This is a genomic window from Lysinibacillus fusiformis, assembly GCF_003049525.1.
Classification (GTDB): Bacteria; Bacillota; Bacilli; order Bacillales_A; family Planococcaceae; genus Lysinibacillus; species Lysinibacillus fusiformis.
On sequence record NZ_PYWL01000003.1, the window covers coordinates 87,615 to 111,780 of the forward strand.

27 protein-coding genes and 2 other annotated features are annotated in these 24,166 nt (G+C 39.3%); of the genes, 26 read left to right on the forward strand and 1 reads right to left on the reverse strand.

All coding sequences use genetic code 11. From position 1 onward, the window contains the following. The first annotated feature begins 206 nt into the window (after positions 1-206). Positions 207-463 (forward strand) — a binding site (T-box leader). Positions 464-536: 73 nt separating this feature from the next. The 22 genes from C9J29_RS09280 (at position 537) to C9J29_RS09385 (ending at position 19,777) form a co-directional block, all read left to right on the forward strand. Next, positions 537-3,182, forward strand: a complete 2,646-nt coding sequence (locus C9J29_RS09280) for a valine--tRNA ligase (RefSeq protein ID WP_089986693.1) — start codon at positions 537-539, stop codon at positions 3,180-3,182. A 253-nt stretch (positions 3,183-3,435) separates the two neighbouring features. Next, the gene (locus C9J29_RS09285) at positions 3,436-3,864 is read left to right on the forward strand and encodes a hypothetical protein (RefSeq protein ID WP_043990749.1); all 429 of its coding nucleotides are present in this window, start codon (positions 3,436-3,438) and stop codon (positions 3,862-3,864) included. A gap of 106 nt (positions 3,865-3,970) precedes the next feature. Beyond that, positions 3,971-5,251 (forward strand): bifunctional folylpolyglutamate synthase/dihydrofolate synthase, encoded by a 1,281-nt coding sequence (locus C9J29_RS09290; RefSeq protein ID WP_089986710.1) that lies wholly within the window; start codon positions 3,971-3,973, stop codon positions 5,249-5,251. Continuing rightward, a complete protein-coding gene (locus C9J29_RS09295; protein ID WP_089986691.1) occupies positions 5,248-6,498 on the forward strand; it encodes a bifunctional folylpolyglutamate synthase/dihydrofolate synthase in 1,251 nt (416 codons plus the stop codon). Before C9J29_RS09290 ends, C9J29_RS09295 begins: the two co-directional genes overlap by 4 nt. A 180-nt stretch (positions 6,499-6,678) precedes the next feature. Further along, positions 6,679-7,323, forward strand: coding sequence for a hypothetical protein (locus C9J29_RS09300; RefSeq protein ID WP_008180689.1), 645 nt, complete (start codon positions 6,679-6,681; stop codon positions 7,321-7,323). Positions 7,324-7,426: 103 nt separating this feature from the next. Then, entirely contained in the window at positions 7,427-8,020 is a 594-nt protein-coding gene (locus tag C9J29_RS09305; protein ID WP_107922047.1) for a Maf family protein, read from the forward strand. A 33-nt stretch (positions 8,021-8,053) separates the two neighbouring features. Then, entirely contained in the window at positions 8,054-8,725 is a 672-nt protein-coding gene (gene radC, locus C9J29_RS09310) for a RadC family protein (protein ID WP_008180693.1), read from the forward strand. Between the two features lie 593 nt (positions 8,726-9,318). Further along, positions 9,319-10,338 carry a rod shape-determining protein gene (locus C9J29_RS09315; protein ID WP_008180696.1) on the forward strand — a complete coding sequence of 340 codons (1,020 nt, stop codon included), beginning with the start codon at positions 9,319-9,321 and terminating at the stop codon, positions 10,336-10,338. Positions 10,339-10,351: 13 nt separating this feature from the next. Continuing rightward, positions 10,352-11,266 carry a rod shape-determining protein MreC gene (gene mreC / locus C9J29_RS09320; protein WP_008180698.1) on the forward strand — a complete coding sequence of 305 codons (915 nt, stop codon included), beginning with the start codon at positions 10,352-10,354 and terminating at the stop codon, positions 11,264-11,266. Continuing rightward, positions 11,266-11,790 carry a rod shape-determining protein MreD gene (gene mreD / locus C9J29_RS09325; protein ID WP_004226656.1) on the forward strand — a complete coding sequence of 175 codons (525 nt, stop codon included), beginning with the start codon at positions 11,266-11,268 and terminating at the stop codon, positions 11,788-11,790. Before mreC ends, mreD begins: the two co-directional genes overlap by 1 nt. Positions 11,791-11,817: 27 nt before the next feature. Then, positions 11,818-12,486 carry a septum site-determining protein MinC gene (gene minC / locus C9J29_RS09330; RefSeq protein ID WP_008180702.1) on the forward strand — a complete coding sequence of 223 codons (669 nt, stop codon included), beginning with the start codon at positions 11,818-11,820 and terminating at the stop codon, positions 12,484-12,486. A 1-nt stretch (position 12,487) separates the two neighbouring features. Beyond that, positions 12,488-13,285 carry a septum site-determining protein MinD gene (minD, locus tag C9J29_RS09335; RefSeq protein WP_008180704.1) on the forward strand — a complete coding sequence of 266 codons (798 nt, stop codon included), beginning with the start codon at positions 12,488-12,490 and terminating at the stop codon, positions 13,283-13,285. A 91-nt stretch (positions 13,286-13,376) separates the two neighbouring features. After that, positions 13,377-13,931: a M23 family metallopeptidase gene (locus tag C9J29_RS09340; protein ID WP_008180705.1), complete on the forward strand. Its 555-nt coding sequence runs from the start codon at positions 13,377-13,379 to the stop codon at positions 13,929-13,931. Then, complete coding sequence (locus C9J29_RS09345; protein WP_008180707.1) at positions 13,921-14,532, forward strand: zinc metalloprotease; 612 nt, start codon at positions 13,921-13,923, stop codon at positions 14,530-14,532. The genes C9J29_RS09340 and C9J29_RS09345 overlap by 11 nt, the downstream gene beginning before the upstream one ends. Positions 14,533-14,577: 45 nt before the next feature. Then, positions 14,578-14,658: a sequence feature (ribosomal protein L21 leader region), on the forward strand. Positions 14,659-14,672: 14 nt separating this feature from the next. Further along, entirely contained in the window at positions 14,673-14,981 is a 309-nt protein-coding gene (rplU, locus tag C9J29_RS09350; RefSeq protein WP_025114620.1) for a 50S ribosomal protein L21, read from the forward strand. A gap of 16 nt (positions 14,982-14,997) precedes the next feature. Then, entirely contained in the window at positions 14,998-15,354 is a 357-nt protein-coding gene (locus tag C9J29_RS09355; protein WP_107922048.1) for a ribosomal-processing cysteine protease Prp, read from the forward strand. Next, a complete protein-coding gene (gene rpmA, locus C9J29_RS09360) occupies positions 15,351-15,650 on the forward strand; it encodes a 50S ribosomal protein L27 (protein WP_004226673.1) in 300 nt (99 codons plus the stop codon). Before C9J29_RS09355 ends, rpmA begins: the two co-directional genes overlap by 4 nt. A gap of 349 nt (positions 15,651-15,999) precedes the next feature. Then, on the forward strand, positions 16,000-16,527 hold the full coding sequence (locus C9J29_RS09365) for a Spo0B domain-containing protein (protein ID WP_089986688.1): 528 nt from the start codon (positions 16,000-16,002) through the stop codon (positions 16,525-16,527). A 5-nt stretch (positions 16,528-16,532) separates the two neighbouring features. Continuing rightward, positions 16,533-17,822, forward strand: coding sequence for a GTPase ObgE (obgE, locus tag C9J29_RS09370; protein ID WP_036119237.1), 1,290 nt, complete (start codon positions 16,533-16,535; stop codon positions 17,820-17,822). A 24-nt stretch (positions 17,823-17,846) separates the two neighbouring features. After that, positions 17,847-18,302 carry an ACT domain-containing protein gene (locus C9J29_RS09375; protein WP_004226679.1) on the forward strand — a complete coding sequence of 152 codons (456 nt, stop codon included), beginning with the start codon at positions 17,847-17,849 and terminating at the stop codon, positions 18,300-18,302. A gap of 182 nt (positions 18,303-18,484) precedes the next feature. Further along, positions 18,485-19,363, forward strand: a complete 879-nt coding sequence (gene pheA / locus C9J29_RS09380) for a prephenate dehydratase (RefSeq protein ID WP_089986687.1) — start codon at positions 18,485-18,487, stop codon at positions 19,361-19,363. Positions 19,364-19,384: 21 nt separating this feature from the next. After that, positions 19,385-19,777 carry a thiol-disulfide oxidoreductase DCC family protein gene (locus tag C9J29_RS09385; RefSeq protein WP_008181193.1) on the forward strand — a complete coding sequence of 131 codons (393 nt, stop codon included), beginning with the start codon at positions 19,385-19,387 and terminating at the stop codon, positions 19,775-19,777. Positions 19,778-19,851: 74 nt separating this feature from the next. Here C9J29_RS09385 and C9J29_RS09390 read toward each other — a convergent pair whose 3' ends face one another. Further along, positions 19,852-20,385, reverse strand: coding sequence for a transcription repressor NadR (locus C9J29_RS09390; protein ID WP_089986686.1), 534 nt, complete (start codon positions 20,383-20,385; stop codon positions 19,852-19,854). Positions 20,386-20,526: 141 nt separating this feature from the next. Here C9J29_RS09390 and C9J29_RS24935 point away from each other — a divergent pair, with 141 nt between their 5' ends. The 4 genes from C9J29_RS24935 (at position 20,527) to ruvB (ending at position 24,157) form a co-directional block, all read left to right on the forward strand. Continuing rightward, entirely contained in the window at positions 20,527-21,534 is a 1,008-nt protein-coding gene (locus tag C9J29_RS24935; RefSeq protein ID WP_089986684.1) for a LysM peptidoglycan-binding domain-containing protein, read from the forward strand. Between the two features lie 34 nt (positions 21,535-21,568). Then, positions 21,569-22,402 (forward strand): phosphotransferase, encoded by an 834-nt coding sequence (locus C9J29_RS09400; RefSeq protein WP_107922049.1) that lies wholly within the window; start codon positions 21,569-21,571, stop codon positions 22,400-22,402. Positions 22,403-22,513: 111 nt separating this feature from the next. After that, the gene (ruvA, locus tag C9J29_RS09405; protein ID WP_008181187.1) at positions 22,514-23,134 is read left to right on the forward strand and encodes a Holliday junction branch migration protein RuvA; all 621 of its coding nucleotides are present in this window, start codon (positions 22,514-22,516) and stop codon (positions 23,132-23,134) included. A gap of 18 nt (positions 23,135-23,152) precedes the next feature. Next, positions 23,153-24,157, forward strand: a complete 1,005-nt coding sequence (ruvB, locus tag C9J29_RS09410) for a Holliday junction branch migration DNA helicase RuvB (RefSeq protein ID WP_008181185.1) — start codon at positions 23,153-23,155, stop codon at positions 24,155-24,157. Positions 24,158-24,166 lie beyond the last annotated feature (9 nt).

Here is a 24,166-nt window from a genome sequence, read left to right on the forward strand (position 1 = left end):
ATAAATTGAAAACCACAAATCGGCACGATAATCGTTCTACAGTAAAAACGAACTTGCCTTATCCAAGGTGGTAAAAGCCAGGGGTTATACTTGCGTCGACGCATTTGAATATTCACTTCCTTTTCTATTTACTTTACTCTTATTAAAAGATGACTAAATCACTTGAAAAATTACACGTTTCTGCGGTACAATAAGGAAAATCAAATACAGATGCTATGATAGGGAAGAGTAAATTATGTTACATTTTCAGAGAGGAAACGGTAGCTGAGAAGTTTCTATTTGTACTTAATTGAAGGTAGCCCTTGAGCAGCTTTAGTGAACTAACAGTAGTTAAAGCCGGTTAAACACCGTTACCGAATTAAGAGCCAGTAGATAAGGCTGAGAAATGTATTCGATGATCATTTCCTTAACCGCTGCTGGAATTAAAGGTGGTACCGCGAACTAAAACTCCTTCGTCCTTTTAGACGAGAGGAGTTTTTTTTATTTGGTGAAGTGATTGCTTTATCAATAGTCTTCAAATATTAGGAGGAGTCAATATGACAGAAAACATTTCAATGCCAACTAAATATGACCCACAGTCCATTGAAGCCGGTCGCTACGAATGGTGGTTGCAAGGGAAATTTTTTGAGGCACAGCCAGAAAGTGGGAAAGAACCTTATTCAATCGTTATTCCACCACCGAACGTAACAGGTAAATTGCACCTTGGTCATGCATGGGATACAACTTTACAAGATATCCTCATTCGTATGAAACGTATGCAAGGATATGATGCACTTTGGTTACCAGGTATGGACCATGCAGGTATTGCTACACAGGCAAAAGTAGAAGCAAAGCTACGTGAGGATAATATTACACGTTATGATTTAGGACGTGAAAAATTCCTCGAGAAAACATGGGAATGGAAAGAAGAATATGCTGGGCATATCCGTGATCAATGGGCAAAGCTTGGCCTTGGATTAGACTACACACGTGAGCGTTTCACACTTGATAAAGGTCTTTCGGAGGCAGTTAATACAGTTTTTGTTCAATTATATGAAAAAGGCCTAATCTATCGTGGTGAACGCATTATTAACTGGGATCCAGCTGCTAAAACAGCATTGTCTGATATCGAGGTTATTTACCAAGATGTGCAAGGTGCCTTCTATCATATGAAATATCCTTTAGCTGATGGCTCAGGATATGTAGAAGTTGCGACAACACGTCCTGAAACGATGCTTGGTGACTCTGGCGTAGCTGTTCACCCGAAAGATGAACGTTATCAGCATTTAATTGGTAAAACGGTTATTTTACCGATTGTAGGTCGCGAAATTCCGATTGTAGCAGATGACTATGTTGATATGGAATTTGGAACAGGGGTTGTAAAAATGACACCTGCCCATGATCCAAATGACTTTGAAGTTGGTAATCGTCACAATCTTGAGCGTATCCTCGTGATGAATGAAGATGGCACAATGAACGAACTTGCTGGCAAATACAACGGTATGGATCGTTTTGAATGTCGTAAGCAAATTGTTGCTGATTTACAAGAAGCGGGTGTGTTAATACGCATTGAAGAACATATGCATTCAGTAGGGCATTCTGAACGTTCTGGTGCTGTTGTAGAGCCATATCTTTCAGCACAATGGTTCGTTAAAATGCAACCACTTGCAGATTCTTCATTAGAGCTTCAAAAAGACCAAGAAGGTAAAGTGAACTTTGTTCCGGCTCGTTTTGAAAATACTTATTCTCGCTGGATGGAGAATATTCGTGATTGGTGTATTTCTCGCCAATTATGGTGGGGCCATCAAATCCCGGCTTGGTACCATAATGAAACAGGTGAAATTTACGTAGGAAAAGAAGCACCGGCTGATGCAGACAATTGGACACAAGATGAGGATGTACTAGATACATGGTTCTCTTCAGCGCTATGGCCGTTTTCTACAATGGGCTGGCCAGACGAGGCAAATGAAGAATATAAACGTTACTACCCAACAAATACACTCGTAACAGGCTATGATATTATTTTCTTCTGGGTATCTCGAATGATTTTCCAAGGTCTTGAATTTACAGAGCAACGTCCATTCAAAGATGTGTTAATTCATGGTTTAGTTCGTGATGGTGAAGGGCGTAAAATGAGTAAGTCACTTGGCAATGGTGTAGATCCAATGGATGTTATTGAGCAATACGGTGCAGACTCATTACGCTACTTCTTAGCAACAGGTTCATCACCTGGTCAAGATTTACGTTATACTACTGAGAAGGTAGAGGCTGTATGGAATTTCTCTAATAAGATTTGGAATGCATCCCGTTTTGCCCTTATGAATATGGATGGAATGACATATGATGAAATCGACTTAACAGGTGAAAAATCGGTTGCTGACAAATGGATTTTAACACGCTTAAATGAGACGATTGAACGTGTAACATCTTTGGCAGAGCGCTATGAATTTGGTGAAGTTGGTCGCGAACTTTATAATTTCATTTGGGATGATTTCTGTTCTTGGTATATTGAAATGGCAAAATTACCATTATACGGTGAGGATGAAACTGCTAAAAAGACAACTCGTTCTATTTTAGCGTACGTACTCGATCAAACGATGCGTCTATTGCATCCATTTATGCCATTCATTACAGAGGAAATCTGGCAACACTTACCTCATGATGGTGAATCGATTACAGTGGCTGCATGGCCAACAGTACGCACGGATCTTCATTTTGCTGACGAAGCAGATAATATGAAGCTCCTAATGGATATTATACGTTCAGTACGTAATATTCGTGCGGAAGTAAACACGCCAATGAGCAAAAAAGTACCGTTATTTATCTCTGCGAAAGATGCTGCAACAGTGGCAGTACTTGAAGCGAATAAAGCCTATTTAGAGAAATTCTGTAACCCAGATACGTTAACAATTGGTGAAGGCTTAGAGGCACCTGGTCAATCGATGACAGCAGTTATTACAGGTGCTCAAGTTTTCCTACCGCTTGTTGGGCTTATTAACTTAGAGGAAGAAATCGCTCGTCTTGAAAAAGAGTTAGAGAAATGGGCAAAAGAAGTGAAGTTAGTGACAGGTAAGCTTTCAAATGAAAAGTTCGTATCGAAAGCACCTGAGGCATTAGTAAATGTAGAACGTGAAAAATTAGCGGATTATGAAAATAAGCACGCGGTTGTATTAAAACGTTTAGAGGAATTAAAAAATATGTAATAGTAGAGCAATGGATGACGATAAAGTCATCCATTGCTTTTTTTATGTAGAGAAAAAGTTATGCATTGAAATGGGTAAATATATGTAGTACCATTTAGAATAATTAGTCTAATAGGTTAGGTGAATTATTATTATAGTAGGAAACAAAACCTAACACAATATTATGTTGACGGAAAAGAAATGGTCTTTAATGGAATCGCTATACCAAAGCAATGGCTTTTTTTCGGGTTTATGGTATGAATGGAGATGTGAAATGACAGGTAATATGACAACGTATATTACGAAAGTCAATAAAGCATGTGATGACTTAGATTTTGTTAGTGCAAGGGTATTGATTGAAACAAATCTATTGAAATTATCAGATGCGAAATATTATCGTTTATTAAACACAAGTGCGCGTGTGCTTATTAAACATGTATTAGCAAATAGGCAAACTCAACAGGAATGTACAAAACTCTCACGGGCAGATATGTTAACCATCAATAAAATAAATGAGTATTGCTCAAATTTTGATATTTCAATGTTGAAAAGAACATTAAAAAACTCCTTTGAATTAGTACAACGTTCAGATGTTATGCCTTTATTAAACAATGATGCAAAAATCATTTTGGACAATATGGGTGCATTGCTAGGGGCTCACCAAGTACATAACAAAAATACTTATCAAACACGCAGTGGCTAGCTGTGTGTTTTTTCTATTGTTTTGTAATTAATCTATGTTATTAAACGTTACTTGTACTAAAATAGAGATATTGCAGTAAGAGGGAGTGTTTCTTTTGTTTAACACAATGAACGAATGTACGGAATTTATTTTTACACTAAAAGCCGTTGATCATAAACGTGCACCGCTTGTACTAATGAAAGAAGTACTAGCACATTTAGAGAATCCTCACAATAAACTACGCGTAATTCATGTGGCTGGTTCAAATGGGAAAGGTTCTACAGTGAATGCCCTTAGAGAAATGCTACAGCACACTGGGCACCAAGTAGGGGCATTTACTTCCCCACATTTAGAGCGAGTCAATGAACGAATGACTATTAATGGTGAGCCGATTACGGATGAACAATTTTTATACTATTTCAATAAACTAGCTAAGATTATAGAAGAACAATATAATGGTGATTTTCCAAGCTTTTTTGAAGTAGTCACACTCATAATGTTTCAGTTTTTTGCCGATCAGGAAATTGATATTGCGCTTATTGAAACGGGGCTTGGAGGGCGTTTAGATGCGACCAATGTCGTGACGCCACTACTTGCCATTATTACAACCATTTCACTTGAGCATACGGCCTTTTTAGGTGATACATTTGCCAAGATTGCCTCTGAAAAGGCAGGCATCATAAAAAGGGGTGTTCCAGTTGTTATAGGGGTTAGCAATGAAGAAGCATTAGCTGTTATTAAAGAAACGGCGGATGCACAGCAGGCACCATGCTTCATTTTAGGACAAGATTTTACTGTTTCAGATATATTACAAGGTACAGACGTTCAGCAATTCACCTATGAAAAAGGAAATATTGTGATGACTGATATAGCTTTAAAAATGGCAGGTCCCCATCAAATCAACAATGCAAGTCTGGCCATTACAGCAATCCTTGCATTACGTGAAGGGGCAGCTATTACTATATCAGACTCATCCATTCGGTATGGACTTCGATATGCACATTGGGCTGGCCGCTTCGAACAATGGCCTCAAAAAATTGTTTTAGATGGCGCCCATAATTCTGAAGGGACGGCTGCACTTATCCAAACACTCAAAAATGTATTTCCAAAAAGCCATTATCGTTTTGTGTATGCAGCATTAGCAGATAAGGATCATGCCAATAGCATTGCACTAATGGATGATGTTGCAACGTCGATTGCTTTTACACAAATCAATCTGCCTAATGCAATGCCTGCTGAAGACTTAGTCGTGTTATCAACAAATGCCGATAAATCGTACTATGAGGATTGGCTGGAATCGGTACAAACTGTACTACGTGAAAGAGCTGAAGAGGATATTGTGGTGATTACAGGCTCTTTATACTTCATTGCGGGTGTTCGCCAGTGGCTACAGGAGGAAGGACGATGATACCAGGATTTGATCATTATAAAAAGAAGTGGGCTGTCCACAGTGATGATGTCATAAAACCTGGTCTTGTGGCGATGGAGGAGGCTTTGCTATTAGCTGGAAACCCTCAGCAAGCCCTACATGTCGTACACTTGGCTGGCACAAATGGGAAGGGCTCCACATTAACCTTCCTTGAGGCTATCGCCAAAGAGCATGAATTACGTGTGGGCAAATTTATGTCACCCTGTATAGTCGATGTGCACGACCAAATTCAAATAGATGGTCAACCTATTACCGAGGCTGATATGGATGCTGTTTTTCGTCAAATGCATGCGGCTGGATTAAGCGGGAAACTAACTGATTTTGAACTTTTGACTGTAGTAGCATTTTTATATTTTGTGAATAAAGAAGTTGATATTTCTTTAATTGAAGCGGGTATGGGAGGATTATTGGATAGTACAAATGTAGTAACACCCATCGTATCCATTATCCCAAGCATCGCTCTAGAGCATACAAAATTTCTAGGCGATACAATCGACAGTATTGCGCGTCATAAAGCAGGTATTATTAAACAAAATCGTCCTGTCATTATCGGTAATTTGCCAGAAGATGCGAAACGTGTTGTTTATGAAGAGGCATCTCATAAAAAAGCTGCAGTTTTAGAAATAGGTAATCATTTTTCATTACACTCATTTGCTGAAGGAGACTGTTATAGAAATGACGAACAACATGTCCAATTCTCTCATCTAACCCGTTCAATGAAAGGGGCTCATCAGGGCGATAACATGGCACTTGCTATTACAGCATTCCTAGAAGTAGCAGCATTTCTTAATGTGTCTGTGAATCCAACTGCAATTCAGAAAGCTGTGAAACAAGCCGCCATTTTAGGTCGTTTTGAAGAAATCATACCATTTGTGATTGTCGATGGGGCGCATAACCCGGCAAGTGCTGAAAAATTAGTAGAAACGATTAAGGGTGAGTTTCCTGGGGAACGAATCACATTTGTTGTGGGTATATTAGCAGACAAAGACGTTCAACAAATTCTTCGACTGTTAGAGCAAGTTAGTGATGAATTTTATTTCGTTGATTTTGATAATCCACGAGCGATGGCTGCGCAAAATTTGCTGGAGCTTTCCAAAGCGACATCTAAAAATATCTTAGTGGATTATGCACAATTTTTACAGGTGCAATCAGACAACAAACAAAGAACGATCGTATCGGGCTCATTATATTTATTAACAGCAGTAAGAAATAGCTTGAAAATATGAAATGACTAGGACTCCTATTTGGAAGTCCTAGTTTTTTTATGAATGTATGCCGTTTTTGTTATGAATCAAATCTCAATAAATTCGCATTTACACTTCTAATTCTACATATACTTTTATATATTGAAATCTCGTTTTTATTGAAACGTGTACGGATAGGTGGAAGGATGAGGTGATAGATGGATGAAAATTGTAAGTCATGTAATGAAAAAACAAATATTTCGGGCAATGATTATTGGTGGATTTGTAGGTTTGTTAGGTGTTGCCATTTTTTTAGGTGTTTTACAAGCCAGTACCCAGTTACCGATAAAGAATAATGGCAGTGATGTGGCCACTAATCAATCACAATCAGAAACCATTCCTACTGCCGGTGAGAACACTAGTACATCAAATGCACCTATGTTTTATGCTAGTCAAGCAGGCGTGTATTCAAACTATGAGAGTGCAAGTGCATTTGTTGCCGAATACCCTGCATTAAAAGAGAGCGCAATTGTTGAGGTTGATGGCAAGTTTTATGTTTGGACAAGCATGGAGATTGAAGAAAGTCAGCTTAAATTTTTACAGGAACCCGCAACCTTTAAAAAAGCATTTAGTGTCAGTGGTGATAGCTGTAAGGAGCCAACCCTTGCGGAGGTGACAACTGCATTAGCAGACAAAAATGCTACAAAATTAAATTTTAAGGAGAAAGGGAAGGATTCAACTTTACCTGAGGATTGGCAGACAATTGGAGCAGCTGCTTCTACTATTTCCAACGATGTCAGCGTCATCCGTTTGCAAGTTTTTGCTCATTATCAGGCTAAAAATACATGTCTTCAAGTGAAATTTTAAAAGTAAAAGATAGTAAAATCATTATTATCTTGATTTTTAGAAAATTTTCAAATTGAACATTCTTCGGTATCATGAGGATAAGGAAGGATGGTCGGATCATATCATGTTAAAAACAAACCATAAACTTATACTTGCCTCTGCTTCACCAAGACGAAAGGAATTGCTGGGTATGCTAGCACTTCCGTTTGAGGTTCTGGCAAGTGAAGTTGAAGAAACAAGTGTACAAGCCAGTTCAATGCAGGAATATGTAAAAGGAGTAGCTCTCTTAAAAACACGGGATGTAGCGAAAAAAGCAACCAATGCAACAATCATTGGTGCTGATACAATCGTAGTCGACAATGATGAGCTGCTACATAAACCAAAATCTCGGGAGGAAGCTATTGCCCATTTATTACGGTTATCTAATCGCGAACATGTTGTGATGACAGCGGTCGCTATTATTGAACCTAGTGGGAAAGAAAACATCTTTGTGGAAGAAACCACGGTTGTTTTTCATTCTCTATCCAAGGAATTGATAGAAGCCTATGTCGATTCTGGAGACCCTTTCGACAAAGCAGGAGGTTATGGTATCCAGACGATAGGCACACTTTTAGTGAAACGAATTGAAGGAGATTACAACAATGTTGTAGGCTTACCACTTGCAGCGTTGTTTTCGCAATTGGTAAACCTACAAATTGTCCAATTTGCGAAGGAGTGAGCATTTTTGCTAGATAAGGCTTTGCCTACGTTGATGTTACGTGATGTTCATTTGGAAGATCGCCCTCGTGAAAGACTGATACGACAAGGGGCGGAAAGTCTATCCAATCAAGAGCTACTTGCTATTTTATTGAGGACAGGCACAAAAGAAGAATCGGTTCTTGTCCTCGCGAATCGAGTATTAACTGTTTTTGAACGTCTCCATCATTTAAAACACGCAACCATTGAAGAAATGGTCGCTATTAAAGGGATCGGTGAGGTGAAGGCTATTCAAATATTAGCCGCCATTGAACTTGGCCGACGATTGGCTCAAAAGCAGAATGATGAGAAATTTACTATTCGTTCTCCACAAGATGCTGCTGCTTATTTAATGCCTGATATGACTTCACTTAATCAGGAACATTTTGTTGTTCTTTTTTTAAATATTAAAAACCAAATTATTCACAGACAAACGATTTTCATAGGTAGTTTAAATGCCTCCATCGTGCACCCTAGGGAAATTTTTCGAGAGGCCGTGAAGCGATCTGCTGCATCAATTATTTGTGCACACAATCATCCTAGTGGAGTACCAACTCCTAGTGCGGAGGACATTGATGTCACAAAGCGAATTGAAGAGGCTGGTTATATTATGGGGATTGAATTAATTGATCATGTAATTATCGGCGATCATCAATTTATCAGTTTGAAGGAAAAAGGATATTTTTAACTCTGCAAGAAATTTGCAGAGTTTTTTTATCTTGAGCAGATGTCTTAGAGAAGCATTACGAACAAACTCGAAATATTTTAGCGCTATGACATTAGTGGCATATTCCTAAAATTTTTGTATTTTTTTGTGGTTTAATGGCGAACCTTTTTCGATTCAAATCGTTAATGTATTCTAGAAACTGATATTATCTTCACAAAAATTGGTAGCCTGATACACATTGTCTTATGTGAATAAAAATTATATGCTAATCTATACGTACTATTTTTAGTTTAAGAGGGAATTAAAATAGTATCTTTTCTGTGAGATAAAGTATGTGACACTACAAATTCTTGCGCTTTTCCGTTATAATGAACGGTATGAATTTTATCTTGATTCAGGAAAGACTCCCATCGAAATTGGTGGTGAGCTAAATAAGTGTGTATTTTTTTCAAGGTGTGAAACACTAACTGATGAAGATAAAAACTTTGACGGAGTGCTATGGGTTTTGAGGAGGAGTCAATTGTATTTTTATACAATTCAATTTCCTGTACATGACTGTCAAAGATAATGGATGTCAACGAAAGTATGGCTTAAATAGAAAGGGAGTACACAATTTGTTTGGACTAGGAAGCAAAGATGTCGGGATTGACCTCGGCACAGCGAATACATTAGTGTTTATTAAAGGAAAGGGAATCGTTTTACGCGAACCTTCAGTAGTAGCAAAAAATACGAAAACAGGAGATATCGTTGCCGTTGGTAATGATGCTAAAAATATGATTGGTCGTACACCTGGCTCAATCGTAGCAATTCGCCCAATGAAAGATGGCGTTATCGCTGATTTCGATATTACAACAGCAATGATTCAGTACTATTTAAGAGAAGCCTCTAAAAATAGTGGCGGCAATTGGAAAAAACCGAATGTTATGATTTGCGTGCCTTATGGTATTACTTCAGTGGAACAACGTGCGGTTATTGATGCTGCTCGACAAGCGGGCGCAAAAGAGGCTTTCACAATCGAAGAGCCATTTGCAGCGGCGATCGGATCAAATTTACCAGTTTGGGATCCAACAGGGTCAATGGTAGTTGACATCGGTGGTGGTACAACAGAAGTAGCTGTTATTTCTCTAGGCGGTATTGTAACAAGTGAGTCCGTACGTGTTGGTGGGGATGCTATGGATCAATCTATCATTTCATATATCCGTAAAACGTATAATTTAACAATCGGTGAACGTACTGCAGAAGCAGTAAAAATGGAAATTGGTACGGCATTAGCTGAAGGACCAGAAGAAAAGATGGAAATTAGAGGTCGTGACCTTCTAACAGGTTTACCAAAAACAATTGAAATCTCTTCACAAGAAATTTCTGAGTCATTACGCGAAGCAGTTTCATCAATTATTGATGGCGTTCGAAAAACATTAGAACAGACACCTCCCGAATTATCTGCGGACGTTATGGAGCGCGGTATCGTATTAACTGGCGGTGGCGCACTATTAACGAACTTAGATAAAGTGATTAGTAAAGAAACAAATATGCCAGTATTTATCGCAGAAGATCCTTTAGACTGTGTTGCAATTGGTACGGGTAAAGCTTTAGATCATATGGACTTAATTCGTCAACAACAGGTTAAAGGGTAAGGAGGTTTAGGCAATGCCACATTTTTTTTTCAATAAGAAAGTAATTTTGCTGCTCGTAGGCATGGTTTTTCTTGTGGCATTGATTAGCTTCTCATTACGTGATCGGACGAATGCTACTTTACCAGAGCAAATTATTAAAGATACTGTCGGCGTCGCACAATCGCTTGTTGCGAAGCCGGCGAATTATGTTAATGGTATTTTTAATAGTATTGACTCCCTCTTAAACACGTACGAAGAAAATAAACGTTTAAAAGCACGCCTAGAAGATTTTGCAGTTGTACAAGCTGAGGCTACGGATTTAAAATCAGAGAATGCAAAGCTTCGTGAGCTTTTGGATAAAGCTGAAAGCTTAAAGGCATATAATCCTATTCAAGCAACAGTGATTGCTAGAAATCCTGACCAATGGGAAGAGAAAATCATTTTAGACAAAGGATCTTCTCATGGAGTTCAAAAAAACATGGCAGTTATGACGGCGAAGGGGCTAGTTGGGAAAATTACACTAGTTACGCCTTTCACTTCTGAGGTAGAGCTTTTAAATACAAATAATCCTAACTATCGTGTTTCTGCAATGGTGTTAGGTGAAAAAGAAGCATACGGTTTAATCGAGGGCTTTGATGAAGAACGTAATGAACTCATTATGAAGCGAATCGATTCTAGTTTGAAGGTTAAAGAAGGCGAGCAGGTAGTTTCTTCAGGACTCGGAGGTATTTTCCCTAAAGGTGTCCCTATCGGAGAAATTACAGAGGTTAGTACAGATGATCATGGCTTAACAAAAATGGCGTATGTCAGACCATCTGCTGATTTTTCGATTTTAGAGCATGTTGTTATTGCCAAACGTACATCTACAGTCATTGATGGTTCAGATGGCAGCTCAACGAACGAAGATTTAACAAACCCGCAAGATACGAATGAAGAGGAGGCGGAATGATGGTTCGTTTTCTCATTCCTTCTGTGGCGGTTTTACTATTCTTACTAGAACCAGAGTTTGCGATGCTTTCTCCAATTGAAATTAAGGGAGAAGTGTATTTTCTAGTACCGCGTTTTTTAATCTTATATCTCATTTTTATCTCCATCTATTACAGCCGTCAACGCGCGGTAATGTATGGACTTTTTTTTGGTGTCTTGTATGATGTGTTTTACATTGATATTATTGGATTATATTCAGTTCTATATCCACTTATATGTTTTTTAGCAGGGTCTATCGTGAAAGTTATACATCAGCACTTAGTCGTAACAACAACTATTTCAGTTGTGTTAGTAGCCATTTTAGAATTTATACTCTATCAATTTTTCTTCTTGATCGATTTCACAGCAATACCTTTAGCGGATTTCTTACGTTCACGACTATTGCCAACAATCATTGCAAATGCTTTATTTTTAATGATTCTTGGTTGGGCCTTCAAGTATCTAATTAATGCGCGTGTCTTACAGAGAGCACGTGAGGTTTCTTAACAAAGAACAACGTGAGGTGAGGCATTCATGAAAAAACAATTAGTTAATATGAAGGGAACGAAGGACGGATTTGTACTGCGTCTTGACGACCAATGTGCTTATAGCGATTTGGTAGAAGAATTAAAGAAAAAAGTGTTAGAAGGCGGTATCGATGGTAAAGTAGATGTACAATTATACTTAGGCTATCGATACTGTACTGATGAACAGATCGATGAACTTATTCATATTGTGCAGGAAACAGAGCAACTCATTGTAGCGAATGTACAAAGCGAAGTACTGACTGTCCATGAAAGCAACCAGAAAATGATTGAAAGTCAACAGGATACATATTTAGGTGTGGTCAGATCAGGGCAGATTCTACGTTCATCAGGGGACATTATCATTGTAGGAAATGTCAATCCAAACGGTCGGGTTGAGGCTGGTGGTAATGTGTATGTCTTAGGTAAACTAAAAGGGATAGTACATGCTGGTGTGCAGGGCAATAAAGAGGCTATCATTGCCGCCTCTCGATTTGAGGCTACACATATTATGATTGCTGATCAGGTGGAAGCAATGTCAGATGAGCATGTGAAAGAAATCGATCAAGCAGAAATGACTTGTGCATTTATTGGTTACGATGGACGCATTACGTACGATCAAATTCACGCCTTAAAAAATATTCGACCATTGTTAAATGTGTCTAAGGGAGGAAGCTAGTGTGGGAGAAGCGATCGTCATAACTTCGGGTAAAGGTGGTGTCGGAAAAACAACGACATCGGCTAACCTTGGGACTGCATTGGCTCTACAAGGTAAAAAAGTATGTTTAGTTGATACAGATATTGGCCTGCGTAATTTAGATGTTATTTTGGGCCTAGAAAATCGTATTATTTATGATCTAGTCGATGTAGTGGAAGGGCGCTGTAAAATACATCAGGCATTGATTAAAGATAAGCGCGTGGATGATAAACTATTTTTATTACCTGCTGCTCAAACGACAGATAAAAATGCTGTTACCCCTGAGCAAATGAAGAGCTTAATAGAGGAATTAAAAAGAGACTATGATTATGTATTAATAGATTGTCCTGCAGGTATTGAACAAGGCTATAGAAATGCCGTTGCAGGTGCAGATCATGCGATTGTTGTCACAACACCTGAAATTTCTGCTGTTCGAGATGCAGATCGAATTATTGGTTTATTAGAACAGGAAGACATAACTGCTCCGAAGCTCATCATCAACCGTATTCGACAACATATGATGAAGAGCGGCGACACTTTGGATGTGAATGAAATTACAACTCATTTGTCTATTGATCTATTAGGAATTATTGTTGATAGTGAAGGTGTTATTTCATCCTCCAATAAAGGAGAACCAATCGTTATGGACCCTTCTAATAAAGCATCTTTGGGCTATCGAAATATTGCTCGTCGTATTTTGGGTGAGTCGGTTCCATTAATGGCTATTCAAGATGAGCAAAGAGGTATGTTTTCAAAACTTAAATCATTATTTTCAAGATAATTTAAAACCTTTTCGTGCATTTGTGCGAGAAGGCTTTTTTGTGCATGTTTGGACATGCAATCACATATAGTGTGGAAAAAAGGATGAGGGCTTGTTTAAAAAATGGAAATGGTTTTTCACAATACTACTTGTGGCAGCAACTATGCTTGTAATTCGTTTAGAAGATCAGGGTGTAGTTGATACGCCTGTTCGAAAGATGGTCACAACTTCGGCAGATTTAACGTACTTAAGTGAGCTGGGGCAAAGTTGGTTTGATAAAGAAAATGAGACCATTACAGTTTCTAGTGATGTGGGGCAAGCAGACCTTTTAACTTTTGCTAATGCCCAGGTTTTTAAAGAGGGATATTTATTGCAGTATGATGTTGGCTTACCAGTTTATGCTGGACAGAACGGTTTAGTCGTGTTCACGGGCCATACAAAATATACTGGTAAGACCATGACCATTAGCTATGATGATGGTACAACTGTCTCCTATGGCATGCTAGATAGTTTAGCGCAGCTACCTTATACATCCATACAGGCAAATGATTTGATTGGTATGAAAGAAGCTGGGCAACTTTATCTTTCCATTGAAAAGGGAGATGCTCATTACGATTTAGAGCAAATTGTACAATGGTTGGAAACGATGGAGACCCATGAAGATTAAATTACATCTTCTCTGTATTCCTCTCGTATTTGTCATGATTTTTAGTGGACAACTTGCTTATTACGCTATTATTTTTTTCTCGCTAATGTGGCATGAAGCAGGTCACTTATTAGCAGCCCTACTGTGCGGCGTAAGAGTGAAATCATGTGTTATTGCACCTTACGGGGGGGAAATTCAATTTGAAAATCCAGCGGTTGTGCAAGCATCGTCACTCCTGTGGATTGCATTAGGAGGACCAATCGCTACTATTTTAGGGATTGGCCTCACTTTTTTTATGCCCGAACTAATCGCAGGTAAGCTAATAAGCGTTCAACTTGTGCTATTATTTGTGAATATGATCCCTATCCTACCATTAGATGGTGGCAGGATATTGTTAGCGTGGTTATTTTTATATAATCCAAAAGCTCGAGTGGTGGAATTGTATTATTGGCTGTCGTTCATGGTTGCCACGACGTTATTTCTGATAACTTTAAATTTCTTACCCCAATCTATTTTTTTAGCAATCATTTGTTTATTCATTTGGCTTCAAGTTTTAAAAGAATGGCGTTATCGAAAATATCGTATAGCTTTTGAAAAATATGTTATGAATAGATTGACTTAAATAAAGCCATGTGGTAATATTTTAATGTTATTGTTTGTAGCACCCGTGCTACTACAACCGCTCTGAGAAGGTATAAGTATCTTGCTATAAGATCACCTTTATAAACAGGCGAGTCTGAGTCTAAGAGGAGGTGCAGTAAAATGTACGCAATTATTGAAACTGGTGGTAAACAAATCAAAGTAGAAGCTGGTCAAGAAATCTACATTGAAAAATTAGGCGTAGAAGCTGACGAGGTTGTAACTTTTGATAAAGTTTTATTCGTAGGTGGCGAAAACGTTAAAGTTGGTGCTCCATTCGTAGATGGTGCTACTGTAACAGCGAAAGTTGTTAAAGAAGGCCGTGCGAAAAAAATCGTTGTTTTCAAATTGAAAGCTAAAAAGAACTACCGTCGTAAACAAGGTCACCGTCAACCTTACACAAAATTAGTTGTTGAAGCAATCAACGCTTAATAGTGAGGTGTAGCGAATGATACAAGTTACGATTCATCACGATGAAAATAGACATGTGTCAGCATTCGAATTTTCAGGACATGCTGGGTACGATGAATCTGGGAAAGATTTAGTATGTGCGGGAGCATCTACCATTGCCATTGGTACGGTAAATGCTATTTATGCATTACTACAAATCCAGCCAGAAGTCGAACAAGCTGCTGAAGGTGGAGGCTATCTTAAGGTAGATATACCATCAGATATAGAGCCTGAAGTAGATGCAAAACTACAGTTAATTGTTCAAGTAATGACTGCCCAAGTGTATTCTATGGTGCAGAATTACGGACAATACATCCAAATCAACTACAACCAAGTAGGAGGTGGAACTCGATGAAATTATTATTAGCATTAGACCTTCAACTTTTCGCATCGAAAAAGGGTGTAGGTTCTACTAAAAACGGACGTGACTCTGAGTCTAAACGACTTGGTGCAAAACGTGCTGATGGCCAATTCGTAACTGGTGGTTCAATTCTTTACCGTCAACGCGGTACAAAAATTTACCCAGGTACAAACGTAGGTCGTGGTGGTGACGATACACTATTTGCTAAAGTGGACGGCGTTGTTAAATTCGAACGTTTAGGTCGCGATCGCAAACAAGTATCTGTATACCCAGCACCACAAGAAGCTTAATCTTTTAAAAGATATCATAAAGCGGAGGACTGCATTTATTGCAGTCCTTTTTTTGGCTAAATTTCAGCCACTTTCAACAGATGGCTTTAAATCAAACCTGTAGCAACAGCAGGTACGTGATGAAATATAGGCGGTTTTCATTTGTTTAGTAGCGTCAAAAGCCACTGAAATAAAGAAATTCTGACTATGGTCGCCATGTCCTGTAGCAACGACTAACCAACTTCTCGTTGGCCCAAAATAGAGCGATTTCAGACGCAATTATGCCTGGGCATAATTGAATAAAGAATTAAGGGAAAAATACAGCAAAACTTGTTATACTAGTAAAGATAACTTTATTGGAGTGAATGGGATGAACAATCAATCACTAACCATTAGTGAAGTATTACGTTTTGCAAATCATGATTTTGTGAATCAATTGCAATTGATTCGCATGAATTTAGATTTAGGTAGAGTTGATGAATCAAAGGAACTTATTCAGCATTTTTCAGAACAGTTAAGAGTGTTTTCTATCCTCAATCGACTACAATTACCACAAACAATCGAATGGCTCCAAACAGCAGGATGGCGTTTCCCTTCCTTAGCTTGGAAAATAAACGGCGACATAAAAAAGCCCGTGACCAATAAGATTGATCAGGAAATTGTAGATTACTTAAACAAAACAGTTATGCATGTTTATGATACATTAGATCCATTTACAGAGCAGATCCTCACGCTTGATGTACGTGTTGACGATCATACATTTGCCGTGACATTCACGCTAAATGGGCTATGGAGTGCTGATGCATTCACCGAAAAAGGTTTGAAACAATTCGACATTCAAACAATTGAGCAGACAAATACACGCTGGCAATATGTCTTGAGTGCAAATAGGGAGTGAACTAAATGTTTGTCGATCACGTAAAGATTTATGTTAAAGGTGGCGACGGCGGAGATGGCATGGTTGCCTTTCGTCGAGAAAAATATGTACCGAACGGTGGTCCAGCTGGTGGAGATGGTGGACATGGCGGTAATGTCGTATTTGAAGTAGAGGAAGGCTTACGTACGTTAATGGATTTCCGCTATAAACGCCATTTTAAAGCACCGCGTGGCGAGCATGGTATGAGTAAAGGCATGCACGGTAAAAATGCGGAAGATTTAATTGTTAAAGTTCCACCAGGTACAGTGGTTATGAATGAAGAAACAAATGCCGTTATTGCTGACTTAGTCGAGCATGGGCAAAGAGCCGTTATTGCGAAAGCAGGACGTGGTGGACGTGGGAATTCTCGCTTTGCTACACCTGCCAACCCAGCGCCAGAACTTTCTGAAAAAGGTGAGCCAGGACAAGAATTAAATGTTATATTAGAGTTAAAAGTTTTAGCAGATGTAGGGTTAGTTGGTTTCCCAAGTGTTGGTAAATCAACACTTTTATCGGTTGTTTCTGCTGCTAAGCCAAAAATTGGTGCTTATCATTTCACGACAATTGTACCGAATTTAGGCATGATTGAAACGGATGATCACCGAAGCTTTGCAATGGCAGATTTACCAGGGCTAATTGAAGGAGCTCATGAAGGGGTAGGATTAGGCCACCAATTTTTACGACATATTGAACGTACACGCGTTATCGTCCATGTGATTGATATGTCAGGAATGGAAGGTCGCGATCCTTATGAAGATTATTTAACAATTAATGATGAGCTAAAACAATATAATCTTCGTTTAACAGAGCGTCCACAAATTATTGTGGCCAATAAAATGGATATGCCTGATGCAGAGGAAAACTTAACAGCATTCCGCCAAAAGGTAGGAGAAGACGTTCAAATTTTCCCAATTTCTGCTGTTTCACGTCAAGGGTTAAAAGAGCTGTTGTTTGCTATTGCGGATCTATTAGAAGTAACGCCTGAATTCCCACTGTATGATGAAGTAGAGGAACAATCAGACGCAACGGTTATGTACAAGCATGAGGCAAAAGGTGAAGATTTCGAAATCACTCGTGACGATGACGGTACATTTATTATTAGTGGCTATGCTATTGAGCGCTTATTTAAAATGACGGACTTTAGCCGAGAAGATGGTATACGTCGTTTTGCTCGTCAATTGCGTGCAATGGGTGTGGACGAGGCTCTACGTGAACGTGGAGCACAGGATGGCGATACAGTTCGCCTACAAGAGTTTGAATTTGAATTTGTCGATTAAGACATGAGTTTTAGGGGGAAGCGTATGAAGAATGTTGCGAATCAGCGATATTATTTAGTTCGTGAGGATGTTTTAACGGATGCAATGCAAAAAACTTTGGAGGCGAAACACTTATTATCAAGTGGTTCAGTATCTTCCATATGGGATGCGGTAAAGCAGGTGGATTTATCGCGAAGTGCGTTTTACAAATATCGTGATGCGGTTTTTCCTTTTCATTCAATCGTGCAGGAACGCATTTTAACAGTCTTTTTACAGCTTCAAGATAGAAAAGGAACACTTGCTAAGCTTCTAGAAACTGTGACAATTACACATTGTAACGTATTGACGATTCATCAAACAATCCCTATTCAGGGGCGTGCCAATGTTACATTATCACTAGATGTAACAAGTATGACATGTGATCTTGATGACCTAATTCAGCAATTAAAACGGTTAGATTTTGTTGAGTCAGCGGAAGTCATTAGTTCTGGTGCTTTATAATCATAGTAAGGTGTTCGATCCTTTAATTTTTGACAAAAATGACAATTATCGTGTTTAATAATCCATATGCTCTTGAAGCACTGGAGTAATAATACGATACCAAAGCTCAAATAAGGAGCTGTCCCTCAGTGATACATCAATCGCTAGGGACTGCTCCTTATTCCATAAAGGAGGTTTTTGCAATGACAAAGCAACAATGGGAAAATCGAATCGCATATTTAGGACCGGAAGCATCATTTACATACTTAGCAACAAAGGCTACTTTTCCAAATGAGTGGCTTGTACCTTGTGCAACGATTCCTGAATGTATTGAGGCAGTAGCAGAGGGAAAGGTAGATTTAGCCGTTGTACCATTAGAAAATGCCTTAGAAGGTTCAGTTACGCTTACACTTGATTACTTATTCCATGAAGCATCACTATATGTAACAGGTGAATTATTACTGAAAATACAGCAGCATTTAATGGTCAATAAAGCGCAAATGGATAATTGGCAGTCTATCGAAGGGGTCTATTCCCATCCACATGCTCTAGCGCAATGCCATAAATATTTATTTTATCGTTTCAGTCATGTGCCCCTTCAACAAACAACTTCAACAGCAGCTGCCGCTAAATATGTATCCGAAAACCCAGAGCAATGTATAGCAGCGGTTGGAAATGCAGCTGCCGCAGAAAAATATGGCCTTGAAATAGTAGAGTCCGATATCCATGATTTCCATTTTAACCATACTCGTTTCTTTGTTCTGTCTAAGAAAAATCAACGTTTGCCACAAGAATTATCCGAGGGGCAAGCGAAAACAACTTTAATGATTACATTGCCAACTGACCGTTCAGGGGCATTACATCAAGTGCTTTCTGTCTTTGCATGGCGTCAACTGAATTTAAGTAAAATCGAATCGCGTCCATTAAAGACAGGACTAGGTGATTATTTCTTCATGATAGATGTGCTAGCGGATGAAAAAGTACCAATGATGCGCGGTGCAATGGAAGAACTTGCTGCACTAGGTTGCAAAGTAAAGTCATTAGGTACATACTTTACGTATCTTACATCTGACGAAGCATAATAGCTCTAAGGGGGAAATATAATGCGTGGGATCATTTTATTTGATGGTATCTGTAACTTTTGTGATAGCACCGTTCAATTTATTATCAAACATGATCAAGCAGGTTATTTTCAATTTGCGTCATTACAAAGTGATGTCGGTCAAGCATTACTCCGACAGTTTAATATATCCGAAAAAATAGATAGTGTGATCCTCATTGAAGATGGGAAAGTATATGTTGAGTCGACGGCAGCTTTAAAAATAGCCAAAAATTTGGAGAAGGTTTGGCCTTGCTATTATCTGTTCATTCTGGTACCCCCAATTATTCGCAATTTGTTATATAGACGGTTTGCGAAGCACCGCTATCGTTTATTTGGCACCAAAAAGGAATGCCTTTTACCTACCCCCTCACAAAGACAACGATTTCTCTCCTAATAGATTGGGGGAGTGTAACGAGTCATCATCGAATGAAATAATAAAGCACAGTATGAGAAGATACTGTGCTTTTTTTATTGGTCTGTCACCAAATAGCCCTTTTTGTGTAAGGCTTGTTCAATTAATGTTAATACTTCCACAGAGGGGGCTGTAATGACATGAAGATGAATGCCTCCTGTTAGTGCAGATAAATAATTAGCCTGAGTGGCATTAACTCGTTCAATAAATTGTTTTACCTCATGACGGTTTGACACCATGATAGAGGCCGTTAGTTCGCCATAAATAGGATGTTCAACCATAACATTTTTGACGGTTCCCCCACAATCTACAATCGTCATTAGCTCATCTTCTGTTTGCTCAGATGTGTGTATGCATGGTAATGTGCGTTCAACAGTTTGCTGTAATTGCTCCTGATGCATATAAAGATAACCCTGACTCGTAGCGATAATAGGTTCGTTTCTCGCCTTCAATAAAGTCATATCATTGACAATAACTTGCCTAGAAACATTGGCGAATTTAGCTAAGTCTGTCCCTGTTATAGGTGCTTTACTTTTTTGTAATTGCGCTAATAGCTGCAGTCGGCGTTCCTCGCCTAACATTTTTTTCATAAGAGATCACCTCTGCCCGTAATAATGGAAACAGTATTCCCTATAGGTTAGTGTACCATGAAGCATTTCTAACTTGTTGAAATTTTTGTATCCAAATGGAACATTGAACATATGATACGTAGAGAGGAAGGGAGGAAAAAATTGCGTATTCATATTGTTCAAAAGGGAGACACATTGTGGAAGATTGCGAAAGAGTACGGCATTTCGTTTGAAGATTTGAAGCGGCTCAATGTCCATCTTGCCAACCCAGATTATATTGTCCCGGGCATGGAAATTATTTTGCCTGAAAAAATAAACAAAGAGCCACATAGAGAGTCACATAAAGAAATGCCAAAAAAGGAATCACAAATGCATAAGGAGACACCTAAGGAAGTTCCGAAAAAAGAGGTACAGAGGCCAATGCCTCCACCACCACCAATTGTACCGCCAGCTCCAATGCCAATGCCAGAGCCACAAATGATTCCAATACCTATACCAATGCCTATGCCAATGCAGATGCCACAACAACCGATGTGGGTTCCACAGCCTGTAGAAATGAATTGGCACCAACAATTAGTCATGCCACAAATAGAGCAAACAGTCACAACACCACCACCAGTACAAATACAACCAGCGCCACCACCGCCACCACCACCTGTAGCGAAGCCAATGCCACATCCAATGCCACAACCAGCACCACCGCCAATGCATATCATGCCACATATGCCTGCTGTACCACATTGCTCAAGCTGCCATCAACCAATTTATCATCATCAAATGTGGTGGCCAATGCCAATGCAGCCACAGGCCGAGCAGTATATGATGCCGCAGCAGCCGATGTCCTTTGAGATGCCAGAAAATAAAGTGGGCGGGATGGAAGACTTCTTGGAGTCCACATCACCATTTTTCCACACGCCTAATCAACAAATGCAGCCACAATTTAATATGATGCCTGAAATGAGCATGGGCAAATCATGTGGCTGTGATGCACAACCTTGTGGCTGTCAATCACAACCGATGCCGATGCCAATGCCTGCATGGCAAATGGATCCATGTCATTGTCCACCACCACCATGCCCAACGCATTGTCCACCGCCGTGCCCGTCATCAGTAGGACCTTGGATGTCACCGCATTATTTCCCAGGCGGGATGACGCCTTATCGATGGTGAAAAAGCGTATATTGTCGAAGAGGTAAAATCAAATATTTGGAAATATAGATATCGATCGAATACTTATTTTGTCAAACGAGCAAAACAACTAGAGATTGCAGAGAAGGTAAGAACAATTCATCGCCAGCTAGGTCGAATTGAACCTAACTTTATCCTACCATTAGTCCGGAGTGATGATGAGCAGCTCATAGTGCAAGAATGGCAAGAAGGAAGCCATGGTGCCAATTTTGCTCATAAAAAGGATCGGAAGGAATCTCTTCAACTACTAATAGCTTTACATGACACATATAAAAAAATCGCTTGGCAACGCTTGCCTGGCTTGCATACCTATTCACAACTTTTAAAATGGCAAATGCGTCATATGCGTTTTAAAAGCAGAAGAAATGAGTTTCGGGCTTTCTTAACGAAAGAAGAAATCGACCAAATTTTGCATTATAGTGATAAATCGCTGCAGTTAATTGCCCTAGAGGATGTAGCTGAAAAAGAAATTACACTATTGCACGGGGATGTTGTACATCATAATTTTTTATGGTGCACGGACGGACAATTGCGTTTAATTGATTTTGATTTGGCGCATCTTGGAGAAGCCGATGACGAATATATTTTATGGTTGCATCGGGTACTACCTGCAGTCGATTATGATTTAGCTAAAGTCTTTGCGGAGTTACCAGAGCTGAAACGACTTGATAAAAGAAAGCTTCATCGTTTAAAATATCCGAATGAACTGTTGCGAGAATGGCTTTTTGCTGTGGATTTGCCACTTGATCAGCAACTAGTATTTTTAGATTATTTAGTACCATTTACTAAACGAGCCCTCACCTATTGGCCAAAACTGTGGTACGATATTGATAGATTTGTGAAGAAATGACCGTCATTTGGCGGTCATTTTTGTCTTGAACAGCGTTTTGGATACTACTTTCTGTCGAGCATTCGTTCGCTATATGCTATAATCGAAGACGATGATTGTGAGGGAATATAGATGTATGATTATTTAAAAGGACTAATTACTCGTATTACACCAGAATATATTGTGCTAGAACAACAGGGGATTGGCTGGCAATTGAATACACCCAATCCGTTTGCATTTCGAACATCAGCGCTTGAACAACAAATTTATGTTCATTTACATGTACGAGAGGACGCACAAATGCTTTACGGTTTCCCGAATCTAGATCAACGTGAGCTGTTTCGTAAGTTAATTTTAGTATCTGGAATAGGTCCAAAGGGGGCACTAGCTATTTTAGCGACTGGCAACCCACAGCAGGTTATCAGTGCGATTGAACGGGAAGATGAAGCGTTTTTAGTGAAGTTCCCTGGAGTAGGTAAAAAAACCGCGCGTCAGATGATATTAGATTTAAAAGGGAAGCTAGGCTCTTTATTAGAGACAATTGAACTGCCGAGTACAGAAGATGAACTGCCATTGTTTGGCGTTAATGCTTATAAACACGAATTAGAAGAAGCGATACTTGCTTTAATGGCACTTGGTTATTCTGAAAAGGAGCTCGAAAAAATTCGCCCGCAGCTTGAGGATAATGACAAGCTTGAAACGACAGATGCCTTTATGAAACAAGCGTTACAACTATTATTAAAATTAAAATAAGGAAAGGAGGGAAGAGGCATGTCTGAACGTATGATGGCTAGTGAGGCAAGTGGCTATGATGAACAGTTTGAATTATCTTTACGCCCACAAAGGTTAGCCCAATACATAGGGCAGCATAAAGTAAAGGAAAATTTACAAATTTTCATTGAGGCAGCAAAACTTCGGCAGGAAAGTTTAGATCATGTGTTGTTATATGGACCACCAGGGCTTGGTAAAACGACATTGGCTGCTGTTATAGCAAATGAGATGAGTGTCAATGTGCGCATGACAAGTGGTCCTGCAATTGAACGTCCAGGAGATTTAGCTGCGATTTTAAGCTCACTAGAGCCTGGCGATGTTTTATTTATTGATGAGATTCATCGACTACCTCGTGCCATTGAAGAAGTGTTATATCCAGCAATGGAGGACTTCTGTTTAGATATTGTGGTGGGAAAAGGTCCTGAAGCACGTTCTGTACGACTTGACTTACCTCCCTTTACCCTTGTAGGTGCTACCACAAGAGCTGGCGCCTTATCAGCCCCTCTGAGAGATCGCTTTGGTGTATTATTACGCTTAGAGTACTATGATGATATTTCTCTTGCTGAAATTGTTGCTCGCAGTGCCCATTTATTTGAGGTAGAAATTGAGCAAATAGCAGCAATGGAGATGGCGAGACGTTCTCGTGGTACACCTCGAATTGCCAATCGCCTATTGAAACGAGTACGTGATTATGCACAGGTGCTTGGAGATGGTATGATAACGGAGGGTCTTGCAAAGCAAGCTTTAGAGCTGTTACAAGTGGATCCAAGAGGGCTTGATCATATTGACCATAAACTTGTCACGAACATGATTGAGCGCTTTCGAGGAGGTCCTGTAGGCTTAGATACGCTTGCGGCATCAATTGGTGAGGAACGGGTGACGATAGAAGATGTATATGAACCCTATCTCATGCAAATTGGGCTTATTCAACGCACACCACGAGGAAGAGTGGCGACACATTTAGCCTACGAACATTTTGGATATGAGTATCCCCAACAAACATAAAGAAGGAAG

Excerpts from the sequence above, each read along its gene's own strand:
- C9J29_RS09390 (WP_089986686.1), bottom strand. The coding sequence starts at position 20,385 with ATGAAAAAAATGTTAGGCGAGGAACGCCGACTGCAGCTATTAGCGCAA.
- C9J29_RS09345 (WP_008180707.1), top strand. The coding sequence starts at position 13,921 with ATGAAGATTAAATTACATCTTCTCTGTATTCCTCTCGTATTTGTCATG.
- ruvB (WP_008181185.1), top strand. The coding sequence starts at position 23,153 with ATGTCTGAACGTATGATGGCTAGTGAGGCAAGTGGCTATGATGAACAG.
- C9J29_RS09280 (WP_089986693.1), top strand. The coding sequence starts at position 537 with ATGACAGAAAACATTTCAATGCCAACTAAATATGACCCACAGTCCATT.
- C9J29_RS09290 (WP_089986710.1), top strand. The coding sequence starts at position 3,971 with ATGAACGAATGTACGGAATTTATTTTTACACTAAAAGCCGTTGATCAT.
- C9J29_RS09300 (WP_008180689.1), top strand. The coding sequence starts at position 6,679 with ATGAAAATTGTAAGTCATGTAATGAAAAAACAAATATTTCGGGCAATG.
- C9J29_RS09375 (WP_004226679.1), top strand. The coding sequence starts at position 17,847 with ATGAAGAATGTTGCGAATCAGCGATATTATTTAGTTCGTGAGGATGTT.
- obgE (WP_036119237.1), top strand. The coding sequence starts at position 16,533 with ATGTTTGTCGATCACGTAAAGATTTATGTTAAAGGTGGCGACGGCGGA.
- mreD (WP_004226656.1), top strand. The coding sequence starts at position 11,266 with ATGGTTCGTTTTCTCATTCCTTCTGTGGCGGTTTTACTATTCTTACTA.
- C9J29_RS09355 (WP_107922048.1), top strand. The coding sequence starts at position 14,998 with ATGATACAAGTTACGATTCATCACGATGAAAATAGACATGTGTCAGCA.
- minC (WP_008180702.1), top strand. The coding sequence starts at position 11,818 with ATGAAAAAACAATTAGTTAATATGAAGGGAACGAAGGACGGATTTGTA.
- C9J29_RS09285 (WP_043990749.1), top strand. The coding sequence starts at position 3,436 with ATGACAGGTAATATGACAACGTATATTACGAAAGTCAATAAAGCATGT.
- C9J29_RS09305 (WP_107922047.1), top strand. The coding sequence starts at position 7,427 with ATGTTAAAAACAAACCATAAACTTATACTTGCCTCTGCTTCACCAAGA.
- pheA (WP_089986687.1), top strand. The coding sequence starts at position 18,485 with ATGACAAAGCAACAATGGGAAAATCGAATCGCATATTTAGGACCGGAA.
- rpmA (WP_004226673.1), top strand. The coding sequence starts at position 15,351 with ATGAAATTATTATTAGCATTAGACCTTCAACTTTTCGCATCGAAAAAG.
- radC (WP_008180693.1), top strand. The coding sequence starts at position 8,054 with ATGTTACGTGATGTTCATTTGGAAGATCGCCCTCGTGAAAGACTGATA.
- C9J29_RS09365 (WP_089986688.1), top strand. The coding sequence starts at position 16,000 with ATGAACAATCAATCACTAACCATTAGTGAAGTATTACGTTTTGCAAAT.
- C9J29_RS09385 (WP_008181193.1), top strand. The coding sequence starts at position 19,385 with ATGCGTGGGATCATTTTATTTGATGGTATCTGTAACTTTTGTGATAGC.
- mreC (WP_008180698.1), top strand. The coding sequence starts at position 10,352 with ATGCCACATTTTTTTTTCAATAAGAAAGTAATTTTGCTGCTCGTAGGC.
- rplU (WP_025114620.1), top strand. The coding sequence starts at position 14,673 with ATGTACGCAATTATTGAAACTGGTGGTAAACAAATCAAAGTAGAAGCT.
- C9J29_RS09295 (WP_089986691.1), top strand. The coding sequence starts at position 5,248 with ATGATACCAGGATTTGATCATTATAAAAAGAAGTGGGCTGTCCACAGT.
- ruvA (WP_008181187.1), top strand. The coding sequence starts at position 22,514 with ATGTATGATTATTTAAAAGGACTAATTACTCGTATTACACCAGAATAT.